The sequence below is a fragment of the Kitasatospora sp. NPDC094015 genome (genome assembly GCF_040304075.1).
GTDB lineage: Bacteria > Actinomycetota > Actinomycetes > Streptomycetales > Streptomycetaceae > Kitasatospora.
The window spans coordinates 138845-163000 of the sequence record NZ_JBEOUL010000005.1 but is presented as its reverse complement, the minus strand read 5'-3'; the positions used below and the strand labels follow the sequence as shown (position 1 = coordinate 163000).

Genomic DNA, 24156 nt, shown 5'->3' with positions numbered 1-24156 from the left:
CGCAACTGCGCACGGGCGGGCCGCCCCGTTCGGTCAGCGGCTCACGCCGCGACCAGCACCTCGGCCGGCTCCAGGGCCAGCTTCAGCACCTCCCGGACGTCGGCCACCGGGTGCACCGTCAGCCGCTCCAGCACCTCGGCGGGCACCTCGTCCAGGTCGGCCTCGTTGCGCCGGGGGATGATCACCGTGGTGATCCCGGCCCGGTCGGCGGCGAGCAGCTTCTGCTTCACCCCGCCGATCGGCAGCACCCGGCCGGTCAGTGAGACCTCCCCGGTCATCGCCACGTCGGTGCGCACCTTGCGGCCCGACAGCAGCGAGGCCAGCGCGGTCGTCATGGTGATGCCCGCGCTCGGCCCGTCCTTGGGGACGGCGCCGGCCGGCACGTGCAGGTGGATGCCCTGCTCGCGCAGGCCCGTGACGGGCAGCTCCAGCTCGGCGCCGCGCGAGCGCAGGAACGAGAGCGCGATCTGCGCGGACTCCTTCATCACGTCGCCCAGCTGGCCGGTCAGGGTCAGCCCGGTCGAGCCGGTGACGGCGTCGGCCAGCGAGGCCTCGATGTAGAGGACGTCACCGCCCGCGCCGGTCACGGCCAGGCCGGTGGCCACGCCCGGGACGGCGGTGCGCCGCTCGGCCGGCTCCTGGGCGGCCTCCGGGACGTGGTGCGGACGCCCGATCAGCGTCCGCAGGTCGTCCGACCCGATCGCCACGGGCAGCTCGCGCTCGCCCAGCTCGCTCTGCGCCGCGACCTTCCGCAGGATCCGGGCGATCGAGCGCTCCAGGTTCCGCACCCCGGCCTCGCGGGTGTACTCGCCGGCCAGCCGGCGCAGCGCGTCCTCGCCGAGCGCGACCTCGGTGCCGGTCAGGCCGGCCTTCTCCAGCTGCCGGGGCAGCAGGTGGTCGCGGGCGATGACGACCTTCTCGTCCTCGGTGTAGCCGTCCAGGCGGACCAGCTCCATCCGGTCGAGCAGCGGCTCGGGGATGGCCTCCAGCACGTTGGCGGTGGCGAGGAAGACCACGTCGGAGAGGTCGAGCTCGACCTCCAGGTAGTGGTCGCGGAAGGTGTGGTTCTGTGCCGGGTCCAGCACCTCCAGCAGGGCGGCCGCCGGGTCGCCCCGGTAGTCCGAGCCGACCTTGTCGATCTCGTCCAGCAGCACCACCGGGTTCATCGACCCGGCCTCCTTGATCGCGCGGACGATCCGGCCGGGGATCGCCCCGACGTACGTCCGGCGGTGGCCGCGGATCTCCGCCTCGTCCCGGACGCCGCCGAGCGCCACCCGGACGAAGGAGCGACCCATCGCGCGGGCCACCGACTCGCCCAGCGAGGTCTTGCCGACCCCGGGCGGGCCGACCAGCGCCAGCACCGCCCCGCCGCGCCGGCGGCCGATCTGTCCGAGCCCCTGGTCGGCCCGGCGCTTGCGGACGGCCAGGTACTCGACGATCCGGTCCTTCACGTCGGTGAGCCCGGCGTGGTCGGCGTCCAGCACCGCCCGGGCGCCGGAGATGTCGTAGGCGTCCTCGCTGCGCTCGTTCCACGGCAGTTCCAGGACGGTGTCCAGCCAGGTCCGGATCCAGGAGCCCTCGGGCGACTGGTCGGAGGAGCGCTCCAGCTTGTCGACCTCCTTGAGGGCCGCCTCGCGGACCTTCTCCGGCAGGTCGGCGGCCTCCACCCGGGCGCGGTAGTCGCCCTCCTCGTCGGCGGGCTCGCCGTTCAGTTCGGCCAGCTCCTTGCGGACGGCCTCCAGCTGGCGGCGGAGCAGGAACTCCTTCTGCTGCTTGGCCACGCCCTCCTCGACGTCCTTGCGGATGGTGTCGTTGACCTCCTCCTCGGCGAGGTGGTCGCGCAGCAGCGTCAGCGCGTACTCGAGCCGGGCCACCTGGTCCGACTCCAGCAGCACCTTGAGCTTCTGCTCGGTGGTGGCGAAGGGCGCGTAGCCGATGTTGTCGGCCAGCTCGCCGACGTCGTCGATCTGGGCGACCCGGTCGACGATCTGCCAGGCGCCGCGCTTGCGCAGCCACTGGGTGGAGAGTGCCTTGTACTCCTTGACCAGCTCGGCGGCCCGGCCGGCGACCGGGAGCCCGGGGTCGGACTCGCGGAACGGGGTGGTCTCCACCCACAGCGCCGCCCCCGGCCCGGTGGTGCCGGAGCCGATCCGTACCCGGCGCACGGCCCGGACCAGCGCGGCCGGGTCGCCGTCGGCCAGCCGGCCGACCTGCTCGACGGTGGCCAGCGTGCCGACCGCCCCGTACGAGCCGTCCAGCCGCGGCACCAGCAGCACCTGCGGCTTGCCCGCCCCGCGCGCCGCGGCCCGGGCGGCCTCGACGGCGGCGCGCACCTCGGGGTCGGAGAGGTCGAGCGGAACGACCATGCCGGGGAGCACGACCTCGTCGTCGAGCGGCAGCACGGGCAGAGTGAGCGGAGTGGACGTCGATGCCATGATCTCTCCCCAGTCAGCGAAGTTGAGTTGACCTGACTAAGGTCTGGCGCCCGACGAATGTTCCCGGGCTGCTGTTCGCCCACAGCGATCGGGCCCTGACGTGCGTGGAGGGGGCGTGGCAGGGCGTACGGAGTCCCGGGAGGGGCGCCCGCGCAGTGGCCGGGCGGTCAGACCTCGGAGCGCGCGGGGGCAGTGCGCCGGGGCGACCAGCCGCGCAGCCGCAGCGGGCGCAGCGGGAGCGGTGCCCGACCCGGGGCGCGGCGGACCCGGCCCCAGAGCGCGACGCCGACCAGCAGCGCGGCGGGGTGCCCGACGCCCGTCACCAGGTCGGTGTCGGCGAGCAGCTGGTGGACGACCAGCGCGGCGGCCGTCCCCAGCGCGAGCACCCGACCGGGCGGCGGCAGCAGGCCGGCGAGCGCGGCGAGGCAGGTCAGCACGCCGTAACTGACGCCGATGTCCCGCTCGTCGAGGGTGCCGGCGCCGACCGCACCGGCGGCCACCGCGGCGATCACGACCAGCTGGGAGAGCAGGGTGGCGGCGATGTGCCCGGCCACGAACACCCCGGCGGCGCGGCGCGGGCCGATCCGGCGCTCCAGCGGGGCGACGGTGGCGAGGAAGGCCCAGAAGTACGGCATCCAGACCGGGCCGGCCACCCACAGGCCACTGAACAGCAGCGCGGAGACGGGCCGGACCAGCAGGTTGTGGGCATCGCTGCTGGAGGCGTCCTGCAGCCGCTGCACCAGGCCGGGGTCGCCGAACCGGGCGAACAGCGTGGTGCCCAGCAGTACGGCGAGGTAGCCGAGCGCGAAGGGGTTGCGGCGCGGGGTGGGCAGCGCCCGGGCCGCGGCCCGGAGCAGGCCGGCCGCACGCACGGCCCGGCGGCCCGCGGGCTCGCCGGCGGGCGGCTCGGTCACCGGGGCTCCGGTCATCGCGCCTCCGTCCGCAGGTCGGCCGTCACACCCTTCCGTAACGCCCGCGCGGGCGTCGGAGATCCCCACCCCAAGCTTGTCGTGCCCACGATACGTTGGCTCCCTGGGAGTCCGCTGGGCGTCCGCTGGGAATTCCTCAGGTCTCGACCCTCGACTCCCGCCGGGCCTGGTACGGACCAACCCTCTGTTTACGGACGAGTAGCTTCCCGGCCCGACCGGACAATCGGATTGGACGGCATACGTACCGTTACAACGTCCGATTTGAGCCGGGTAAGGTATCGCCCCGTGCCCGGTCCGGAACCGGACAGCAGCCGGTCCGCGGGCCGGAAATGTCCCGTCCACCTGCCGGAACAGGCACGGTGTCCGTACTCTGCGATGAGTACGGAGAGGTGCGCCGACCCACACGGCGTACCGTCCGCTCCAGCGCCTTCGGCGGAAGGGTGCTCGGCGGATCCGACGGCCCGGGCACAGCCCACGACGGAACAAGACGACTACGAGCGGAGCCCCGCCACCCCCACAGGTGGCCGGCCCGCAGCCCTGGGGGCGGTGGCGTGACCGTGACAGAAATGCAGCAAGAGAACACCGGCGGCAACCCGGTGGGCACTCAGCGACGAGTACTCGTCGTCGAGGACGAGCCCACCATCGCCGAGTCCATCGCGGCCCGGCTCGGCGCGGAGGGCTTCAAGGTCGCCGTGGCCCACGACGGCCCCGGCGCGGTCGACGGCTTCCACACCTGGCAGCCCGACCTGGTGGTGCTCGACATCATGCTGCCCGGCTTCGACGGCCTGGAGGTGTGCCGCCGGATCCAGGCGCAGCGCCCGGTGCCGGTGCTGATGCTCACCGCGCGCGACGACGAGACCGACCTGCTGGTCGGCCTCGGGGTCGGCGCGGACGACTACATGACCAAGCCGTTCTCGATGCGCGAGCTGGCGGCCCGGGTCAACGTGCTGCTGCGCCGGGTCGAGCGGGCCCAGCAGGCGGCCAGGACCCCGGCGCTCGGCTCGCTGCGGTTCGGCGAGCTGGAGATCGACCACGTGCAGCGCCGGGTGCGGCTCGGCGCGGGCGACGTCCACCTGACGCCGACCGAGTTCGACCTGCTGGCCTGCCTGGCCGCCCAGCCGCGCGCGGTGCTCACCCGTGAGCAGCTGCTGGCCGAGGTCTGGGACTGGACGGACGCCTCGGGCACCCGCACGGTCGACAGCCACGTCAAGGCGCTCCGCCGCAAGATCGGCGCCAGCTGGATCCGCACGGTGCACGGCGTCGGGTACGCCCTGGAGGCACCGCTCTCCTAGTCGGCGGCGGCGCCGACGACTTGGGCCACCGGGGGGCCCAGGTCGTACAGCCGCGCACCGGCGCAGCGCTGCACCGGCGTGGTGCGGGGACGAAGTCAGGACTCCATGACCTTTCCACAGCAACGCAACGGGGACGCCAAGGCCTCCCCGCCCCCCAGCCTGGCCACCCGCGCCGTCCTGCGGGTCTGGGCCGACATCCGGCCGCTCGATCCGGTCCGCTCGATCAAGGGCAAGCTGGCCCTGCTGGTGATCGTCTCGGTGGTGCTGGCCACTGGCATGGTCGTGGTCGCGATCCGGTCCGAGACGCAGATCCGGATCATCATGATCTTCTCGATCATCGCCTCGCTGCTCTTCATGCAGTTCCTGGCGCACGGGCTGACCGCCCCGCTGCGCGACATGACGGCGGCCGCCCGCGCGATGGCCGACGGCGACTACAGCGCCCGGGTGCACGTCTCCTCGCGGGACGAGATCGGCGAGCTGGCCGCCACCTTCAACCGGATGGCCGGCGACCTGGAGGCCGCCGACCGGCACCGCCGGGAGCTGATCGCCAACGTCTCGCACGAGCTGCGCACGCCGATCGCGGCGCTGCGCGCGGTGCTGGAGAACGTGGTGGACGGCGTGGTCCAGCCCAATCCGCAGACCCTGGGCGCCGCCCTGGAGCAGACCGAGCGGCTCGGCCGCCTGGTCACCCACCTGCTCGACCTCTCCAAGCTGGACGACGGCGTGGTCCCGCTGGACGCCCGCCCCTTCGAGGTCCGGCCGTTCCTGGACGGCGTGCTGCGCGGGGTGACGGTGGACGGCGCGACGGCCGGCGGCGCCTACGCCCGGCGCGGTGACGTGCGGCTGCGGCTGGACGTGAAGCCGGGCGCGCTGAGCGCCGTGGCGGACCCGGAGCGGCTGCACCAGGTGGTGGCCAACCTGGTCGACAACGCCTGCAAGCACTCCCCCGCCGGCGGCACGGTGACCGTGCGGGCCCGCCCCGGCGAGCAGCCCGGCGCCCTGCTGCTGACCGTCGAGGACCAGGGCCCGGGGATCCGGGTGGAGGACCGCGAGCGGGTCTTCGAACGCTTCGGCCGGGCCGGCAGCGCGACCGCGCAGGGTCCGGGCAGCGACGGCGGCACCGGCCTCGGGCTGGCGATCGCCCGCTGGGCGGTGGATCTGCACGGCGGCGAGATCCGGGTGGCGGAGGCCGCCCGCGGCTGCCGGATCGAGGTCACCCTCCCGGGCGAGCCGGCCGTCCTGGCCCCGACCCTCCCGGTCTAGGGTTCGACCGGGGTTGTCACCGAACTGGGACACAGTCGGCGTGAACTCCCCGGTCGGGCCCGGCCGCACGGCCACCAGCTGGGCTTTTGTCCGATTTGATGCCAGTATGGATGGGCGAATGATGTGCTCCAGTTCCCATACTTGACAGGTTTCTAACGCACACATCCGGCCAAATTCCAGCTCGACACTGTGATCTGGGCGACGCTCGGCCCCCGGGGACTGCGCGATCACTGGTCAGGGGCGTAGCCTTAATCCCCGCTGTCCACCATCCAAAAAGGAAGCGGAAGAGGGCGGTTGCCCCGATGTCGCCACACCCAGAAACCCCCAGCAGCTCGGCAAGCTCCACTGGCTTCGGCCCCAATGAGTGGCTCGTCGACGAGATCTACCAGCAGTACCTCCAGGATCCGAACTCGGTCGACCGAGCCTGGTGGGACTTTTTCGCCGACTACAAGCCCGGTACCGAGGTGACTTCAGTGACCCAGGCCGCAACCCCGGTCGGCCCCACGCCGACCACCGTTGCCGCTCCCGCTGCCCCTGCCGCTGCCGCTCCGGCTGCGTCCGCCCCCGCTGCCCCGGCGCCCGCGCCGGCCCAGCCGGCGCCCGCGCCCGTTGCCGCCGCAGCCCCCGCCGCGCCGCCGGCGCCGAAGGCCGCCGCCGCGGCCCCGGCCGCCGCCCCGGCGGACGGGCCCGAGCTCGTCCCGCTGCGTGGTCCGGCCAAGGCCGTCGCCACCAACATGGACGCCTCGCTGGAGGTCCCGACCGCGACGTCGGTGCGTGCCGTTCCGGCCAAGCTGCTGATCGACAACCGCATCGTCATCAACAACCACCTGCAGCGCGCCCGCGGTGGCAAGGTCTCCTTCACGCACCTGATCGGCTACGCCCTGGTCCAGGCCATCAAGGCCTCCCCGGGGATGAACCACAGCTACCAGGTCAAGGACGGCAAGGCCTTCCTGGTGAAGCCGCCGCACGTGAACCTGGGTCTGGCCATCGACCTGGTGAAGCCCAACGGCGACCGCCAGCTCGTGGTCGCGGCCATCAAGAAGGCCGACACCCTGGACTTCTTCGGCTTCTGGCAGGCCTACGAGGACATCGTCCGCCGGGCCCGCGCCAACAAGCTGACGATGGACGACTTCACCGGCGTCACCGTCTCGCTGACCAACCCCGGCGGCATCGGCACCGTGCACTCCGTGCCGCGCCTGATGCAGAACCAGGGCACCATCGTCGGCGTCGGCGCCATGGAGTACCCGGCCGAGTTCCAGGGCTCCTCCCCGGAGACCCTGGCCCGCCTGGGCATCTCCAAGATCATGACGCTCACCTCGACCTACGACCACCGGGTCATCCAGGGTGCGGCGTCCGGCGAGTTCCTGCGGACGATCCACCAGCTGCTGCTCGGCGAGCACGACTTCTACGACGAGGTCTTCGAGTCGCTGCGGATCCCGTACGAGCCGGTGCGCTGGGCGACCGACGTCGCCACCACCCACGACGACGAGGTCAACAAGACCGCCCGCGTCATGGAGCTGATCCACGCGTACCGCGTGCGCGGCCACCTGATGGCCGACACCGACCCGCTGGAGTACAAGCAGCGCAAGCACCCCGACCTGGACGTGGTCCAGCACGGGCTCACCCTGTGGGACCTGGAGCGCGAGTTCGCGGTCGGCGGCTTCGGCGGCCAGCGGATGATGAAGCTCCGTGACATCCTCGGCCTGCTGCGCAACACGTACTGCCGCACCGTCGGCATCGAGTACATGCACATCCAGGACCCGAAGCAGCGCAAGTGGCTGCAGGAGCGCCTGGAGAAGCCGTACTCCAAGCCGGAGCGCGAGGAGCAGCTGCGGATCCTGCGCCGGCTGAACTCGGCGGAGGCCTTCGAGACCTTCCTGCAGACCAAGTACGTCGGCCAGAAGCGCTTCTCGCTGGAGGGCGGTGAGTCGCTGATCCCGCTGCTGGACGCGACCATCGACGCCGCCGCCGAGCACCGCCTGGACGAGGCCGTCATCGGCATGGCCCACCGCGGCCGGCTGAACGTGCTGGCGAACATCGTCGGCAAGCCGTACTCCCGGATCTTCGGCGAGTTCGAGGGCAACCTCGACCCGAAGTCCATGCACGGCTCCGGCGACGTCAAGTACCACCTGGGCGCCGAGGGCACCTTCACCGGCCTGGACGGCGAGACCATCAAGGTGTCGCTCGCCGCCAACCCGTCCCACCTGGAGACGGTCGACCCGGTCGTCGAGGGCATCGTCCGCGCCAAGCAGGACGTGCTGGACCAGGGCGGCACCTCCTTCCCGGTGCTGCCGATCCAGATCCACGGCGACGCGGCCTTCGCCGGCCAGGGCGTGGTGGCCGAGACGCTCAACATGTCGCAGCTGCGCGGCTACCGCACCGGCGGCACCATCCACCTGGTCGTCAACAACCAGGTCGGCTTCACCGCCGCCCCGGCCAGCAGCCGCTCGTCGATGTACTGCACCGATGTGGCGCGGATGATCGAGGCCCCGATCTTCCACGTGAACGGCGACGACCCGGAGGCCGTGGTCCGCGTCGCGCGGCTCGCCTTCGAGTTCCGCCAGACGTTCCACAAGGACGTCGTGATCGACCTCATCTGCTACCGCCGCCGCGGTCACAACGAGGCCGACAACCCGTCGTTCACCCAGCCGCTGATGTACGACCTGATCGACAAGAAGCGCTCGGTGCGCAAGCTGTACACCGAGGGTCTGATCGGTCGCGGCGACATCACCATGGAAGAGGCGGAGCAGGCGCTCCAGGACTTCCAGGGCCAGCTGGAGAAGGTCTTCTCCGAGGTCCGCCAGGCCGCCGGCGCGCAGAGCCCGGCCACCAACGGCAAGCCGGTCGCGGACTTCCCGGTCAACATCCAGACCGCGATCTCCGAGGAGACCGTCAAGCGGATCGCCGCCTCGCAGGTCAACCTGCCGGACTGGCTGACCGTCCACCCGCGCCTGCTGCCGCAGCTGCAGCGCCGCGCGGCCTCGGTCGAGGACAACACCATCGACTGGGCCACCGGCGAGACCCTCGCCATCGGCTCGCTGCTGATGGAGGGCCACCCGGTCCGCCTCGCCGGCCAGGACAGCCGCCGCGGCACCTTCGGCCAGCGCCACGCGGTCCTGATCGACCGCAACAGCGGCGAGGACTACACCCCGCTGCTGTACCTGACCGAGGACCAGGCCCGCTACACCGTCTACGACAGCCTGCTGTCGGAGTACGCGGCGATGGGCTTCGAGTACGGCTACTCGCTGACCCGCCCGAACGCGCTGGTCATGTGGGAGGCGCAGTTCGGCGACTTCGTCAACGGCGCGCAGACCATGGTGGACGAGTACATCGCCTCCGCCGAGCAGAAGTGGGGCCAGCACTCCGGCGTCACCCTGCTGCTGCCGCACGGCTACGAGGGCCAGGGCCCGGACCACTCGTCCGCCCGCCCGGAGCGCTTCCTCCAGATGTGCGCGCAGGACAACATGACGGTCGCGATGCCGACGTCGCCGTCGAACTACTTCCACCTCCTGCGGTGGCAGGTCCACAACCCGCACCACAAGCCGCTGATCGTCTTCACCCCGAAGTCGATGCTGCGTCTGAAGGCCGCGGCCTCGGCGACCTCGGAGTTCACCAGCGGCTCGTTCCGCCCGGTGATCGGCGACAGCACGGTCGACCCGGCGAACGTCCGCAAGGTGGTGATCACCTCCGGCAAGTTCTACTACGACCTGGAGGCGGCCCGCACCGAGCGCGGCGTCACCGACACGGCGATCGTCCGGGTCGAGCGGCTCTACCCGCTGCCGGTGGCCGAGCTCCAGGAGGAGCTGGGCCGCTACGGCGAGGACGTCCAGTTCATCTGGGCCCAGGAGGAGCCGGCCAACCAGGGTGCCTGGCCGTTCATCGCGATGAACCTGGTCGACCACCTCCAGGTGGTCGTCGGCCGCAGCGCCAACGGCGCCCGGCTGCGCCGCGTCGCCCGCACGGCCTCCTCGGCCCCCGCGGTCGGCTCGGCCAAGCGGCACGCCGCCGAGCAGCAGGCGCTGGTGGACGAGGTCTACAGCATCTGAACCGCTGACGCCTGATCAGCACCGCCCGGGCCCGGGCTCCGCAGCGACGGAGCCCGGGCCCGGGCGCGTTCCGGGCCGGCGGCGGGACGCCGATCCGCCGGGGGCGGGGCACGGCCGGGCATCACGCAAGGCCACAGCTCTGCAACCAATTGTCCAACCCGGTGGGACGCGGAGCTGACGCACCGATAGGTTTGGCCCCGCCACGCTGCCCCCCGTGCCCGCACCGGGGTGGCGGCCGAGACACACGTCGCCACAGGGGGCCCACCATGACCGCCGACACGCCACGGGACGCGGCCGCGCCGCTGCCGCCGATCTTCCAGCCGCTGCACCCCGACGACCCCCGGGAGGTCGGCGGCTACCGGCTGTTCGCCCGGCTGGGCGCCGGCGGCATGGGCCGCGTCTACCTCTCGTACACCCCGGGCGGGCGGCCCGTGGCGCTCAAGGTGGTCCGCCCCGAGTTCGCCGAGGACGCCGAGTTCCGCCGCCGGTTCGCCCAGGAGGTGACCAACGCGCAGCGGATCCACGGCCTCTACACCGCGCAGGTGATCGACTCCGGTCTGGCGGCCGACGCGCCCTGGCTGGTCACCGCGTACGTGCCGGGGCCCTCGCTCCAGCAGGTGGTCCGCGAGCACGGCGCGCTGCCGGTGCGCACGGTGCTGCTGCTGGTCGGCGGCATCGCGGAGGCGCTCCAGGCGATCCACAGCGTGGAGGTGGTGCACCGCGACCTGAAGCCGGCCAACGTGCTGATCGCGGGCGACGGACCCCGGGTGATCGACTTCGGGATCGCCCGGGCCGCCGACGCCACCGCGCTCACCGGCACCGGCTTCCGGATCGGCTCGCCCGCCTTCATGTCCCCCGAGCAGGCCCAGGGCAAGCCGGTCACCCCGGCCACCGACGTGTTCGCGCTCGGCGCGCTGGCCGCGTACGTGGCCGGCGGCATCCCGCCGTTCGGCGAGGGGCCGGAGACGGCGGTGCTCTACCGGGTGGTGCACGAGGAGCCGGTGCTGGACGGCGTCCCGGACGGGCTGCGCGAGCTGCTGCTGCGCTGCCTGGCCAAGCGTCCGGAGGACCGTCCGCGGCCCGCCGAGATCATCGAGGCGGCGCGCAGCCACCCCGCGGTCGGGGGCCAGCTGCGGTTCACCGACGACTGGCTGCCGCGGCAGATCAACACCGAGATCACCCGCCGCTCCGATCTCCCGAGGACCCCGCCCACCCCGCTGCCGGTGGCGCCCACCCTGGCCGCGCCCGCGGTCCCGCCGGCGCCGACCACCGCCCCGACCGCCGGGTACCCGACCGCGCCCGGCGCCACCCCGCCGCCGGTGCCGGCCACGACCCCGCTGCCGCCCGCCGCGCCGGCCGGCTTCGGCCCGCCGCTCGGGGCGTTCGGCCCGCCGCAGCCCGCCACCGAGGCGCCGACCGCTCCGGTGCCGGGCCCCGGGCCGACCGCGCTGCACCAGCCCTCGTTCGACACCCCGCCGCCCGGCCCTGTGGTGACCGGCCCGGTGCCGGTGGCCGTCCCGGCGCCCGCCGAGCCGCGCCGCAAGGGCGTGTCCTGGAAGGTGCTGCTGACCGTCGCCCTGGTGATGGCCCTGGGCGGTACGGCCGGCGGCGTGGTGCTGATGAACCAGCTCGACAAGAAGGACTCGCACTCCGACGCGCAGGCCAAGGGCAGCGACTCGGCCGCGACCCCGGACGACCGGCAGAGCTCGGACGCCGCCGGGTCGGACGGTGCCGGGTCGGACAGCGCCTCCTCGGACGGGAGCGCCGAGTCGCCCGGCGCCTCCCCCTCGCCCCGTGCCCGCAGCAGCGCGAGCGCCGGCGCGGCCGCCGCGGGCGGCGGCTCCTCGCCCTCCGGGCCGGCCAGGTACACGATGGTCTACCAGGACCGCGAGCTGTCCAGCCCGGACTCCAGCCACAGCTTCGACCTGGCGAACGGCAACGTGGTGCCCGACTCGGCCACGCCCACCTGGGCCCTGTCGCCCTCGTACGAGTCCTTCGACTGGTCCTCCGGGAGCAGCGACGTCTACATCACCCGGGAGCAGGCGCTGACCCCGGAGCAGTGCTCGGCGGCGATCGACCAGCACCCGGCGGCCGACCTCAAGTACGACGACCTGCCGCCCGGCCGGATCTTCTGCCTGCGCAACCGGGCCAACGGCGGGGTGGTGGTCGGCAAGGTGGTGGAGCAGGGCAACAAGTCGACCGGGGCGGTGAAGATCTCGCTGACCTACTACCGCAACGACAGCTGACCCGTCCCGACTATCCTGACCGGGTCCCATCCCACCGGACCGGAGCGCACCGTGTACTTCACCGACCGCGGCATCGAGGAACTGCAGAGCCGGCGGGGCGACGAGGAGGTCACCTTCGAGTGGCTGGCCGAGCGCCTGCGCGAGTTCGTCGACCTCAACCCGGACTTCGAGATCCCGGTCGAGCGGCTGGCCACCTGGCTGGCCCGGCTCGACGACGAGGACGAGGACGACTGAGCGGCCGAGCCGCCGTCCGACGGCCCGGGAGGCACCCGCCTCCCGGGCCGTCCGCGTGTCCGGGTCCGGAACCGCTTGACTTCCGCGATACGCGATATATCGTGTTGAACAGAGGAACGCGATACATCGCGAACGGGAGGCGGGACGAGATGGGCCAGTGGACGGTCAGCGAGCCTGACAGGATCAGCTTCGACGAGCCGGTGAAGACCCTGCACGTCAGGATCATCGGCGGCGAGGTGAACGTGGTGGCCGCCGACGGCCCGGCCCTCCTGGAGGTGACCGCGCTCGACGGCGAGCCGCTCCAGGTGACCCTGGAGGAAGGGGTCCTCACCGTCGCGTACAAGGACCTCAGCTGGCACGACTTCGGTGAGACCGTGAAGTCGGTGCAGTCGGTCAAGAGCTTCTTCGCCTCGCTGCGGCGCAAGCGCAGCGCCGCCGTCTCGCTGGCCGTCCCGGCCGGCGTCGAGGTCAAGGTCGGCACCGTCTCCGCCGAGGCCACCGTCTCCGGGATCTCCGGCAACGTCGGCGCGCACAGCGCCAGCGGCGGCGCCACCCTGGTCGGCCTGTCCGGCAAGGTGCTGGCCAACACCGTCTCCGGCGACGTGGACGCCCAGCGGGTGGCCGGCGAGCTCAAGGTCAACACGGTCTCCGGTGCGATCACCCTGGTCGCCGGCGCGGCCGAGCGGATCCTCGCCAACTCGGTGAGCGGCGCGGTCACGCTGGACCTGGACGTCACCACCCCGACCGACATCAAGGTCTCCACCGTCAGCGGCCAGGTCGGCGTCCGGCTGCCCTCGCTGGCCGACGCCAAGGTGGAGGCCGGCACCACCAGTGGTGACATCTCCAGCACCTTCGAGGAGCTCAGGGTCTCCGGCACCTGGGGCGCCAAGCGGCTCTCCGGCCAGCTCGGCTCCGGCACCGGCAAGCTCCAGGTGAACACCGTCTCCGGCCCGGTGACGGTGCTGCGCCGCCCCGACGAGGAGGACCACCCCGAGCTGGTCAAGGAGCTCCCCGCCGGGCCCGATCTGACCAAGGAGGTCTGAGATGACGCCGGTCTTCGGCCACGGCCGCCTGCGCCTGTACCTGCTGAAGCTGCTGGACGAGTCCCCGCGCCACGGGTACGAGGTGATCCGCCTGCTGGAGGAGCGCTTCCAGGGCCTGTACGCGCCCTCCGCCGGCACCGTCTACCCGCGGCTGGCCAAGCTGGAGCAGGAGGGGCTGGTCAGCCACAGCACCGAGGGCGGCCGCAAGGTCTACCGGCTCACCGAGGCCGGCCGCCTGGAGCTGGCCGGCCGTCAGCAGGAGCTCGCCGAGCTGGAGGTGGAGATCCGCGACTCGGTCTCCCAGCTGGCCGGCGCGATCCGCGAGGACGTCCGGGACAGCGCCAAGGACCTCCGCGAGGAGCTCTGGGGCGAGGCCCGGCAGGCCCCGAAGCCCGCGGCCGGCGGCGGGGACCCGTGGGCCGGCCCGTGGGGCGACCGCGAGTCCTGGCAGCGTGCCAAGGAGGAGTTCGCCCAGTTCAAGAGCCAGGCCAAGGAGCAGGCCAAGCGGGCCAAGGAGCAGGAGCGGGCCGCCAAGGAGAAGGCCAGGGCCGCCGAGCAGGAGGCCCGCCGGCTGCGCGAGCAGTCCAAGGCCGCCCGCAGCGCCGCCCAGCAGGAGGCGCTGCGGCTGAAGCGGCGGGTCGAGCAGCAGGTGCGCGAGCACGCCGCCCGCGGCGACTGGTCGGCCGGGCTGAGCGAGGGCCTGGCCGAGCTGACCAAGGGGCTCTCCTCGCTGGCGGACGCGGCCCGCTGGGGAGCGCCGTCGGAGCCCGAGGAGATCCGGGTCACCCGGATCGACCTGGACGAGGACGACACCGGTACCGAGCTGCCGGACTGGGCCCGGACCGACCCGGCCGGCGACCCGGCCCGGGAGCTGGAGCGGCTGCTCGACCGCTTCCGCGACCAGGTCCGCGACACCGCCCGGGACGGCGACGGGGTGACGGCGGAGCAGGTCGCCGGCTCGCAGGCCGTGCTGGCCGCGGCCGCCGAGCGGATCCGGCGCCTGTTCGGCTGAGCCGGCGCCACCCGAACGGGCCCCGGAGGCGGCATCGCCTCCGGGGCCCGGGCGTCTTCGCGCGGGTCCTACGCCCCCGACCGCGAGGACGTCACGGCGTCACGGCGTCACGGCGTCACGGCGTCACGGCGTCACGGCGTCACGGCGTCACGGCGTCAGGACGATCTTGCCGAAGACGTCGCCCTTGGCCAGCCGGGCGAAGCCCTCGGCCGCGTCCGCCAGCGGCAGCACCGAGTCGATCACCGGCCGCACCCCGGCCGTCCGGCACAGCGAGAGCAGCCCGGCCAGCTCCTCCTTGGTCCCCATGGTCGAGCCCACCACCCGCAGCTCCAGGAAGAAGATCCGGTTGAGCTCGGCCGCGGCCGGGCTCGGGCCCGAGGTGGCGCCCGAGATGACGATCGTGCCGCCGGGCCGCAGCGACTTCACCGAGTGCGACCAGGTCGCCGCGCCGACCGTCTCCATCACCGCGTCCACCCGCTCGGGCAGCCGCGCGCCGCTCTCGAACGCCGCGTCGGCGCCCAGCTCGACGGCCCGGGCCCGCTTGGCCTCGTCCCGCCCGGTGACCCAGACCCGCAGCCCGGCGGCCTTGGCCAGCACCACCAGCGCGGTGGAGACCCCGCCGCCGGCGCCCTGCACCAGCACGGTGTCCCCGGGCCGGACGCCCGCGTTGGTGAACAGCATCCGGTAGGCGGTCAGCCAGGCGGTGGGCAGGCAGGCGGCCTCCTCGAAGGAGAGCTCGGCGGGCTTGGGCAGCAGGTTCCAGGTCGGCACCGCGACCCGCTGCGCGAAGGTGCCCTGGTAGCGCTCGGTCAGGATGGAGCGCGGCTCGGCCGGGCCGACCCCGTGCCCGCTCTGGCCGATCACCGAGTGGATCACGACCTCGTTGCCGTGCTCGTCCACCCCGGCCGCGTCGCAGCCCAGGATCATCGGCAGCCGCTCGGCGGGCAGGCCGACCCCCTTCAGCGACCACAGGTCGTGGTGGTTGAGCGTGGCGGCGCGCACCGTGACCACGCTCCAGCCCGGTCGGGCTTCGGGCTCGGGGAGGTCACCGAGCTCCAGTCCGCTCAGCGGATCGGCGGGATCGATACGGGCGGCGTAGGCAGCGAACATGACCGGGACGATAGCGGCGACGGCCGGGGCCCGGTACCACGCGAGGGTGTGAGCTGCGCCGCGTGTCCCGTCCCCGGCCGTCCGCCGGTGCTGTCCGTCGAGGCGTCAGACCCGGGCGACGCCCTCGGCGCGGGCGGCCTCGGCGACCGCCTTGGTGACGGCCGGGGCGACCCGCTCGTCGAACGGCGAGGGGATCACCTTCTGCGCCGTCAGCTCGTCCGCGACCACCGCGGCCAGCGCCTTGGCGGCGGCCAGCTTCATGCCCTCGGTGATCCGGCTGGCCCGGACCTGGAGCGCGCCGGCGAAGATGCCGGGGAACGCCAGCACGTTGTTGATCTGGTTCGGGAAGTCGGAGCGGCCGGTGGCCACCACGGCCGCGTACTTGTGCGCGACCTCGGGGTGGATCTCCGGGTTGGGGTTGGCCATCGCGAAGATGAAGCAGCCCTTCGCCATGGTCGCCACGGCCTCCTCCGGCACGGTGCCGCCGGACACGCCGATGAACACGTCCGCGCCGACCAGCGCGTCGGCCAGGCTGCCCTTGACCCCGGTCCGGTTGGTCAGCGCGGCGATCTCGGCCTTGACGTCCGTCAGGTCACCCCGGCCCTCGTGCACCACGCCGCGGCGGTCGCAGACCGACACGTCGCCGATGCCGGCCGCGACCAGCATCTTGGCGATCGCGATGCCGGCCGCACCGGCGCCGGAGATGACCGCGCGCAGGTCGCCGATCTCGCGGCCGGTCACCCGGGCCGCGTTCCAGAGCGCGGCGGTGGTGACGATCGCGGTGCCGTGCTGGTCGTCGTGGAAGATCGGGATGTCCAGCGCGTCCTGCAGCCGGCGCTCGATCTCGAAGCAGCGGGGGGCGGAGATGTCCTCCAGGTTGACGCCGCCGAAGGACGGGGCCAGCCGGACCACCGTCTCCACGATCTCGTCCACACCGGTGCAGGCCAGCGCGATCGGGACCGCGTCCACGCCGCCGAACTGCTTGAACAGGATCGCCTTGCCCTCCATCACGGGCAGCGAGGCCTCCGGGCCGATGTCGCCGAGACCCAGCACGGCGGTGCCGTCGGTGACGACCGCGACCACGTTCGACTTCCAGGTGTAGTCGTTCACCAGCTCGGGCTGCTCCGCGATGGCGGTGCAGACCCGGGCGACACCCGGGGTGTAGGCCAGGGACAGGTCGTCGGCGTCCCGGACCGGGACGGTCGCCCGGACCTCCATCTTGCCCCCGCGGTGGAGGGCGAAGACGTCGTCGACCGGATCGACGGTGTCCTGAGTGTTGGGGTGGATGATCTCCGCTGCCACGATGACCTCTTCGTCAATGATCAGCAAGGGCGGCCGACGGTCGGGCGATCCGGCCGGGGACGGAAAACCCGGGTGCGCGCGAGGCGTACCCGGTGGCCGTGATCGGGACGCGGCCGTCGGGCGGCGCCCTCGATTGAGGGTTTTCGGTGTTCTGCTCTGTTCTTCCGGTCGTACCCAGGCGTCACCAGCCGGAGCCGGGAAGGTGACAGACACCGCTTGAGCCTAGGTCGGGCGAAGGCACCGCACCTGTGCCTTTTCGTCCTTGTCACGCGCTGTTCACGGCCTTCCGGACACTTGACGGCGCCCCGGTTCTCGGAAGGAACCAGGGGCCAGTGACGGCGGAACCGTGCAGCACGTGCACCCGTAGGAGTGAACGCAGACGCGGAGGGGAGCCGGTGCATCGGATCCAGAGTCACCGTCTGTGACTTCCGGTCCTGCGCACCCCGGTCCTGTCTCGAACCGGCGGTCTGCGTTCGGGCTTCGGGGGTCACCCGATACCGGATTCTGACACATCCGACACCCGGAACAGGAGGCCGGGATGGCAGGATCCTCGAAATCGACCACCGGGACCGGCCGGACGCGCTCCCCCGTCGGCTGCTGCCGATCCGCGCCCGCCACCGTCCGCGCACCCCCGCGCACCCCGGTGGGACAGCACCACCCTCTCCCACAGGAGGACCCGCTCCCATGCACCACACCGCCCGCATATCAGGCCGCCTCGGCCGCTCCGGTGCCGCACTCACCGCCGGCACCCTGCTGCTGACCGGCTGCAGTTCGCTCGGCGGCGGCAGCACCGCCGAGGAGAACCTGCACGAGCGGCTGCCGGACTCGGTGAAGTCGGCCGGCGTACTCAAGATCGCGTCGGACCTGAACTACGCCCCGGTGGAGTTCAAGGGCCAGGACGGGCAGGCCACCGGCCTCGACCCGGAGCTCGCCGAGGCGCTCGGCCGGCAGCTCAAGGTGAAGATCCAGATCATGGACACCGACTTCGACAAGCTCATCCCCGACCTGCAGGCCAAGCAGTACGACGCCGTGATGTCCGCGCTGACCGACAACCGGCAGCGCCGCGACGGCACCGACGACGCCGGCAAGCAGGTCAACCCGGGCGTCGACTTCGTGGACTACTTCATGGCGGGCACCTCGATCCTGGTGGCCAAGGGCAACCCGAAGTCGATCAAGTCGTTGGACGACCTGTGCGGCCAGACCATCGCCGTGCAGCGCGGCACCACCCAGGCCGACATCGCCCAGCGCCAGACCGGCGCCTGCGACAAGGGCCGCAAGGCGCTGGTGGTGAAGCTGACCGAGACCGATGCCGAGGCCCTGGCGATGGTCGCCGGCGGCAAGGCCGCGGCCGACATGAACGACTACCCGGTGGCCGCCTACACCGTGCAGCGGGGCGTGGCCGGCGCCCAGTACGAGATGCCCGGTCAGCAGCTCCAGCCCTCGCCGTACGGCATCGCGGTCACCAAGGAGAACACCGAGCTGCGCGACACGCTGGCCAAGGCGATGAACAGGATCATCCGCAGCGGTGAGTACGACAAGATCCTCGAGAAGTGGAACCTCAAGGACGGAGCGGCCCAGAACGCGGTCGTGAACGGCGGCTGAGCCACCCGCGGCCGAGGTGCTCGCCTTGCGCACTCCGGTCTGCATACTTATACACAGGGTGACAGGGCCACGGAATTCGTCCGAATAGCGGACATCAAGGTGCCTTGTTATCCGATTTTGATCTGGAGAGAGGCCCGTTCACCGGTCCTCAGTGGCAGGATTCCCCCAACTCGGTCGCTACGGCCTTCCCCCAGCCCAAGCAGCCGGGAGTCGCCCAGAAGTCGAGGACGTTCGATCGAATTCGGCCACCTCGGCGGAGGGTGACGATCGAATTCAGTCAGGACAGGCACCAACCGAACGACCGGTCGCGGCCGGCCCGGCCCATTGACGCGCCGGGCCTGCCGCACCCGGACCCTTCGCTCCCCCCGGCGTGCTCCGCCCGACTCTCCTACAGGAGGAGATCCCCCTGATGTCCGCTCGTACCTTCCGCCCCCGCCTCGTCGCGGCCGGCGCCGCCCTCGCCGCCGGCACCCTGCTGATGACGGCCTGCAGCAGCAGCTCCGACTCCGGCTCGGGCTCCGGCTCCAGCGCCGTGAACCCGAGCGCCTCGGTCAACAGCGTGACGGCGGACCCGTCGCTGGCCGCCCTCGTGCCCGCCGACCTGAAGTCGGGCGGCAAGATCGTCGTCGGTTCGGACGCCTCGTACGCCCCCAACGAGTTCCAGGACGACAAGGGCACCATCGTCGGCATGGACGTCGACCTGGCCAACGCCATCGCCGCCAAGCTGGGCCTCAAGGCCGAGGTCCAGAACGCGGGCTTCACCGCGATCATCCCGGGCATCGGTGCCAACAAGTACCAGCTCGGCATGAGCTCCTTCACCGACACGAAGGAGCGCGAGCAGACCGTCGACATGGTCACCTACTTCACCGCCGGCACCGGCATGGCGGTCAAGAAGGGCAACCCGGACAAGATCTCCCCGGACGACCTGTGCGGCAAGAAGATCGCGGTCCAGACCGGCACCACCCAGGCCGACCAGATCGTCGACGTGATCAACCCCGCCTGCGTCGCCGCCGGCAAGCCCACCGTCCCGAACGACGGTGACAAGTTCGACCTGCAGACCGACGTCACCAACGCCGTGGTCTCCGGCCGCGACCAGGTGATGATGGCCGACTCCCCGGTCATCGACTACGCGCTCAAGCAGACCGGCGGCCAGCTGGAGAAGCTCGGCCCCACCACCGACTCGGCCCCGTACGGCATCGCGCTCGCCAAGGGCTCGGCGCTCACCCCCGCCGTCCAGGCCGCGGTGCAGTCGCTGATGAACGACGGCACGTACAAGCAGATCCTGCAGAAGTGGGGCGTCGACGCCGGCGCGATCGACAAGGCGCAGGTCAACGGCGCCACCAGCTGATCTCGTCCCTCGTTCCACAGCGACCTGTTCTGAGGCCACAAAGTGAACTCTCTCCACAAGGGGCCGGCGACCCCGGGGCAGCATGACGTGATCAAGGCTGTCCCGGTCCGCCACCCCGGCCGCTGGGTCGGCGCCGCCGTGATCCTCGTGCTCGCGGCCATGCTGATCCACGCCGTCCTGACCGTCCCCGCGTTCAAGTGGGACCTGGTCGGCACGTACCTGTTCGACGACCGCATCCTGCACGGCCTGCTGGTCACCCTGGAGCTGACCGCGCTGGCCATGCTCATGGGCGTGGTCGGCGGCATCCTGCTGGCGGTGATGCGGCTCTCGCCGAACCCGCTGCTCTCCGGCACGGCCTGGGTCTACATCTGGGTCTTCCGCGGCACGCCCGTCCTGGTCCAGCTGGTGTTCTGGAACTTCCTGGGCGTGCTCTGGGCGCGGCTCTCCATCGGCATCCCGTTCGGCCCGGAGTTCTGGTCGCAGGAGACCAACGTCCTGATCCCGACCTTCGTGGCGGCCCTGCTGGGCCTCGGCCTCAACGAGGCCGCGTACATGGCGGAGATCGTCCGCGGTGGCATCCAGTCGGTGGACGAGGGACAGCACGAGGCCTCCCAGGCGCTCGGCATGAACCGGTTCGACACCATGCGGCGGATCATCCTGCCGCAGGCGATGCGGGTGATCATCCCGCCGACCGGCAACGAGACCATCTCGATGCTGAAGACCACCTCGCTGGTCAGCGTCATCGCCCTGGAGGAGCTCTTCCGGGCCGGGCAGAACATCTACTCCCGGAACTTCCAGAGCATCCCGCTGCTGATCGTGGTCAGCCTCTGGTACCTGTTCCTGACCTCGATCCTCACGATCGGGCAGTACTACATCGAGCGTCACTACGCCCGCGGCTCCAACCGGGCCCTGCCGCCCACCCCGCTGCAGCGGATGCGGGGCCTGTTCCGCGGCATCAGGTCGACGCCGACACCCCGGCCGGCCGACGCCGGAGTCCACGGCGGCGGCGGCGAAGGAGGCGGCAACGCATGACCGAGCAGACCAATCCCATTCCCACCGCCGGCGCCCAGCCGGACCGACCGATGGTGCGCGCCGAGGGCGTGCGCAAGTCCTACGGGCCGGTCGAGGTGCTCCAGGGGATCGACCTGGAGGTCAAGCAGGGCGAGGTGTTCTGCCTGATCGGCCCGTCCGGCTCCGGCAAGTCGACCTTCCTGCGCTGCATCAACCACCTGGAGAAGGTCAACGCCGGCCGGCTCTGGGTGGACGGCGAGCTCGTCGGCTACCGCCAGAAGGGCGACAAGCTGTACGAGCTGAAGGACCGCGAGGTCGCGATGAAGCGTCGCGACATCGGCATGGTCTTCCAGCGGTTCAACCTGTTCCCGCACATGACGGCGATGGAGAACGTCATCGAGGCGCCGGTCCAGGTCAAGGGCGAGAGCAAGGCCGACGCCCGGGACCGGGCGATGGGCCTGCTGGAGCGGGTCGGGCTGGCCGACAAGGCCAAGAACTACCCGTCCCAGCTCTCCGGCGGCCAGCAGCAGCGGGTGGCGATCGCCCGCGCGCTGGCGATGAAGCCCAAGCTGATGCTGTTCGACGAGCCCACCTCCGCGCTCGACCCCGAGCTGGTCGGCGACGTCCTGGACGTCATGCGCGGGCTCGCCGAGGAGGGCATGACCATGATCGTGGTCACCCACGAGATGGGCTTCGCCCGCGAGGTCGGTGACGCGCTGGTCTTCATGGACGGCGGCGTGGTGGTCGAGTCCGGCCACCCGCGCGAGGTGATCGGCAACCCGCAGCACGAGCGGACCAGGGCATTCCTGTCCAAGGTGCTCTGAGCCCGATCCGTCCCCGAGGGGCCCGCCGGACCACCGGCGGGCCCCTCGGGCGTCCGCCCCCGGTCCCGGCGGGCGCCCGAGGACGGCACCGGCGGGTGACCCGGTCGACGTAATACCCTGGAGGCAGTACACCCGTTACCGCCTCTGGAAGGACCACCGTGGAGCTCGCCTCGTACGCCGACTTCGCCGTCCGGCTGGTGAACAGCGAGGAGCCCGAGCGCGGCACCGACGCGCTGACCTCGGTGGACGCGGTGCGGGCGCTGTTCCGGGTGCCCTCGCGGGCCGCGGCGCTCGCCGACGAGTCCGACCTGCCCCGGCTGCGGGCGGTCCGCACCAGGCTGCGCGGGGTGTTCGAGGCCGCCGCCGACGGCGAGGACGTCCGCGCCGTCGACCTGCTGAACAGCCTGATGGTGGAGTACCCGGTCAGCCCGATGATCTCCGGCCACGACGACCTGGACGAGAGCGGCAAGCCGCACTGGCACCTGCACCTGGCCGACAACGCCCCCACCGCCGCGGCCAACTACTCCGCGGTGGCCTGCATGGGCCTGGCCATCCACCTGACCGAGCTGGGCGTGGACCGGCTCGGCATCTGCCAGGCCGCCCCCTGCCGCAACGCCTACCTGGACACCTCCACCAACCGCTCGCGCCGCTACTGCTCCGACCGCTGCGCGACCCGCGCCAACGTCGCCGCCTACCGGGCCCGCAAGCGCGAGGAGGCGCTGCGCGGCGCCGGCGCCGCACTCACTCCCCGGGGCTGACCCGCTCCCCGGGGCCGAACCCGGGCTCGGCCGGCCGCACCCCGAACCGGGCCCCCACCGCCGGCAGCGCACTCCACGGCCGGCGGCCGAGCACCCGCTCCAGCCCGGCCGCCGGGGCCAGCCAGGCGGGTGAGGGGCGCAGCCGCAGCAGCACCCGGCCGAGCACCAGGTCGTCCGGCACCGCCCCGTACTCCCGGCTGTCGGTGCGCACCAGCGGGTTCTCCGAGAGCATCCACCAGCCGCCCGGGCGGCGCCCGACCGCCCGCTTGATCACCAGCAGGTCCTGCTGGAACGGGTGCCGGAACAGCGCCACCGCACCGGGCCGCAGCGTCGCCCCGTAGCGGACCAGCACCCGGTCGCCGTCGAAGAGCAGCCTGCGCATGGACGGTCCCGCCACGTCCACCACCCCGAAGGGTGCACCTCCGCCACGCCGACTCTCCGGCATCCGACCGCTCCTGACCTCGTGTCCACCGCTCGCCCGGTCCCAGTGTCACCCGTCGCACGGTCACCTGGCACCCCGTCCGGAATCGGCCGGTTCGACCTCCGACTTTGGTCCCGGGCCCCCGGGGCAGACGCGAATCCTGAGGCACGTGAGGGTAATCTCGGGCGCGGGAAGACGATCCAAGGAAGGACTCCCATGTTCTCTCGTCTGTTTGCTCCGCGCGTCACCGCGCACGCCCACTGCGACCTGCCCTGCGGTGTCTACGACCCGGCCCAGGCCCGGATCGAGGCCGACTCGGTGAAGGCCACTCAGGAGAAGTACCAGGCCAACGAGGACCCGCACTTCCGTGCGCGCGCGATCGTGATCAAGGAGGAGCGCGCCGAGCTGGTCAAGCACCACCTCTCGGTGCTGCACACCGACTACTTCAAGGCCCCGCACTTCGAGGCCTACCCGCAGCTGCACGACCTGTTCAACCGGGCCGGCAAGGCCGCCTCGGCCGCCAAGGCCTCCACGGACCCGGCCACCGGCCAGGCCCTGCTGGACCTGATCGCCGAGATCGACACCATCTTCTGGGAGACCAAGAAGGCCTGATCACGGCAGCCACTGCCCCGGCGGGCCACGGCCCGCCGGGGCAGTGGCGTACCCGGGAGCGGTCCGGCAACCGGGTCGCCGCGAGGCTCCCGTTCCCGTGGTCGGCGCGAGTAGGCTCGGCCCTATGATCCGCACCGCCCGCACCACCGACGTCCCCGTCATCCACGCCCTGATCCGCGAGCTGGCCGAGTACGAGAAGGCCCCGGACGAGGCGAAGGCCACCGAGGAGCAGCTGCGCGACGCGCTGTTCGGCGAGCACCCGGCGCTGTTCGGCCTGATCGCCGAGGACGACGCCAGCGGTGAGGCGGTCGGCTTCGCCCTGTGGTTCCGGAACTTCTCCACCTGGCGCGGCACCCACGGCGTGTACCTGGAGGACCTGTACGTCCGCCCGGACCGCCGCGGCGGCGGCCACGGGAAGGCGCTGCTCACCGAGCTGGCCCGGATCTGCGTGGAGCGGGGCTACTCCCGGATGGAGTGGTCGGTGCTGGACTGGAACGCGCCGTCGATCGGCTTCTACAAGTCGCTCGGCGCCGTACCGATGGACGGCTGGACGGTCTACCGGCTCACCGACGAGCCGCTCGCCGAGCTCGGATCCACCCCGCGCTGAGCCGGTTTCGGCCACGGGGTTAGCTCGTTCCCGTGACGGTGGCCGAAGATCACCACATCCG

At 72.1% G+C, this 24156-nt stretch carries 19 protein-coding genes; 14 read left to right on the top strand and 5 right to left on the bottom strand.

Annotated features, from left to right (window positions below):
- Positions 1-41: 41 nt before the first annotated feature.
- Together lon and ABT014_RS08700 are read right to left on the bottom strand one after the other, a co-directional pair.
- Positions 42-2435, bottom strand: a complete 2394-nt coding sequence (gene lon, locus ABT014_RS08705) for an endopeptidase La (protein WP_350637941.1) — start codon at positions 2433-2435, stop codon at positions 42-44.
- Positions 2436-2602: 167 nt separating this feature from the next.
- Positions 2603-3364, bottom strand: a complete 762-nt coding sequence (locus tag ABT014_RS08700; protein ID WP_350637940.1) for a rhomboid-like protein — start codon at positions 3362-3364, stop codon at positions 2603-2605.
- Between the two features lie 566 nt (positions 3365-3930).
- Here ABT014_RS08700 and ABT014_RS08695 point away from each other — a divergent pair.
- From ABT014_RS08695 to ABT014_RS08665, 7 genes are all read left to right on the top strand, one after another.
- On the top strand, positions 3931-4656 hold the full coding sequence (locus ABT014_RS08695) for a response regulator transcription factor (protein WP_350637939.1): 726 nt from the start codon (positions 3931-3933) through the stop codon (positions 4654-4656).
- A 105-nt stretch (positions 4657-4761) separates the two neighbouring features.
- On the top strand, positions 4762-5919 hold the full coding sequence (locus ABT014_RS08690) for a sensor histidine kinase (RefSeq protein WP_350637938.1): 1158 nt from the start codon (positions 4762-4764) through the stop codon (positions 5917-5919).
- 302 nt (positions 5920-6221) lie between these two features.
- Positions 6222-9965, top strand: coding sequence for a multifunctional oxoglutarate decarboxylase/oxoglutarate dehydrogenase thiamine pyrophosphate-binding subunit/dihydrolipoyllysine-residue succinyltransferase subunit (locus ABT014_RS08685; protein WP_350637937.1), 3744 nt, complete (start codon positions 6222-6224; stop codon positions 9963-9965).
- A gap of 266 nt (positions 9966-10231) precedes the next feature.
- The gene (locus ABT014_RS08680; protein WP_350637936.1) at positions 10232-12211 is read left to right on the top strand and encodes a serine/threonine-protein kinase; all 1980 of its coding nucleotides are present in this window, start codon (positions 10232-10234) and stop codon (positions 12209-12211) included.
- A gap of 51 nt (positions 12212-12262) precedes the next feature.
- Positions 12263-12445 (top strand): DUF6104 family protein, encoded by a 183-nt coding sequence (locus ABT014_RS08675; protein ID WP_350637935.1) that lies wholly within the window; start codon positions 12263-12265, stop codon positions 12443-12445.
- Positions 12446-12594: 149 nt separating this feature from the next.
- A complete protein-coding gene (locus ABT014_RS08670; protein ID WP_350637934.1) occupies positions 12595-13488 on the top strand; it encodes a DUF4097 family beta strand repeat-containing protein in 894 nt (297 codons plus the stop codon).
- A gap of 1 nt (position 13489) precedes the next feature.
- Positions 13490-14500: a PadR family transcriptional regulator gene (locus ABT014_RS08665; protein WP_350637933.1), complete on the top strand. Its 1011-nt coding sequence runs from the start codon at positions 13490-13492 to the stop codon at positions 14498-14500.
- 147 nt (positions 14501-14647) lie between these two features.
- Here the strand turns inward: ABT014_RS08665 and ABT014_RS08660 are convergent, their stop codons facing one another.
- On the bottom strand, positions 14648-15610 hold the full coding sequence (locus ABT014_RS08660) for a zinc-binding dehydrogenase (RefSeq protein WP_350637932.1): 963 nt from the start codon (positions 15608-15610) through the stop codon (positions 14648-14650).
- A gap of 105 nt (positions 15611-15715) precedes the next feature.
- On the bottom strand, positions 15716-16912 hold the full coding sequence (locus ABT014_RS08655) for an NAD(P)-dependent malic enzyme (RefSeq protein WP_350637931.1): 1197 nt from the start codon (positions 16910-16912) through the stop codon (positions 15716-15718).
- Positions 16913-17596: 684 nt separating this feature from the next.
- Here ABT014_RS08655 and ABT014_RS08650 point away from each other — a divergent pair.
- The 5 genes from ABT014_RS08650 (at position 17597) to ABT014_RS08630 (ending at position 22455) form a co-directional block, all read left to right on the top strand.
- Positions 17597-18514, top strand: coding sequence for an ABC transporter substrate-binding protein (locus ABT014_RS08650; RefSeq protein WP_350637930.1), 918 nt, complete (start codon positions 17597-17599; stop codon positions 18512-18514).
- A gap of 409 nt (positions 18515-18923) precedes the next feature.
- The gene (locus ABT014_RS08645) at positions 18924-19862 is read left to right on the top strand and encodes an ABC transporter substrate-binding protein (protein ID WP_350637929.1); all 939 of its coding nucleotides are present in this window, start codon (positions 18924-18926) and stop codon (positions 19860-19862) included.
- Positions 19863-19949: 87 nt separating this feature from the next.
- Entirely contained in the window at positions 19950-20894 is a 945-nt protein-coding gene (locus tag ABT014_RS08640; protein ID WP_350637928.1) for an amino acid ABC transporter permease, read from the top strand.
- A 50-nt stretch (positions 20895-20944) separates the two neighbouring features.
- Positions 20945-21697 (top strand): amino acid ABC transporter ATP-binding protein, encoded by a 753-nt coding sequence (locus ABT014_RS08635; protein ID WP_350638099.1) that lies wholly within the window; start codon positions 20945-20947, stop codon positions 21695-21697.
- A 158-nt stretch (positions 21698-21855) separates the two neighbouring features.
- A complete protein-coding gene (locus tag ABT014_RS08630; protein WP_350637927.1) occupies positions 21856-22455 on the top strand; it encodes a CGNR zinc finger domain-containing protein in 600 nt (199 codons plus the stop codon).
- Here ABT014_RS08630 and ABT014_RS08625 read toward each other — a convergent pair.
- Positions 22439-22837 (bottom strand): S24/S26 family peptidase, encoded by a 399-nt coding sequence (locus tag ABT014_RS08625; protein WP_502894903.1) that lies wholly within the window; start codon positions 22835-22837, stop codon positions 22439-22441. The genes ABT014_RS08630 and ABT014_RS08625 overlap by 17 nt on opposite strands.
- Positions 22838-23092: 255 nt before the next feature.
- Between ABT014_RS08625 and sodN the strand changes: the two genes are divergently transcribed.
- On the top strand, positions 23093-23488 hold the full coding sequence (sodN, locus tag ABT014_RS08620; RefSeq protein WP_350637925.1) for a superoxide dismutase, Ni: 396 nt from the start codon (positions 23093-23095) through the stop codon (positions 23486-23488).
- A 124-nt stretch (positions 23489-23612) separates the two neighbouring features.
- A complete protein-coding gene (locus ABT014_RS08615) occupies positions 23613-24095 on the top strand; it encodes a GNAT family N-acetyltransferase (protein ID WP_350637924.1) in 483 nt (160 codons plus the stop codon).
- The last annotated feature ends 61 nt before the right edge of the window (positions 24096-24156 follow it).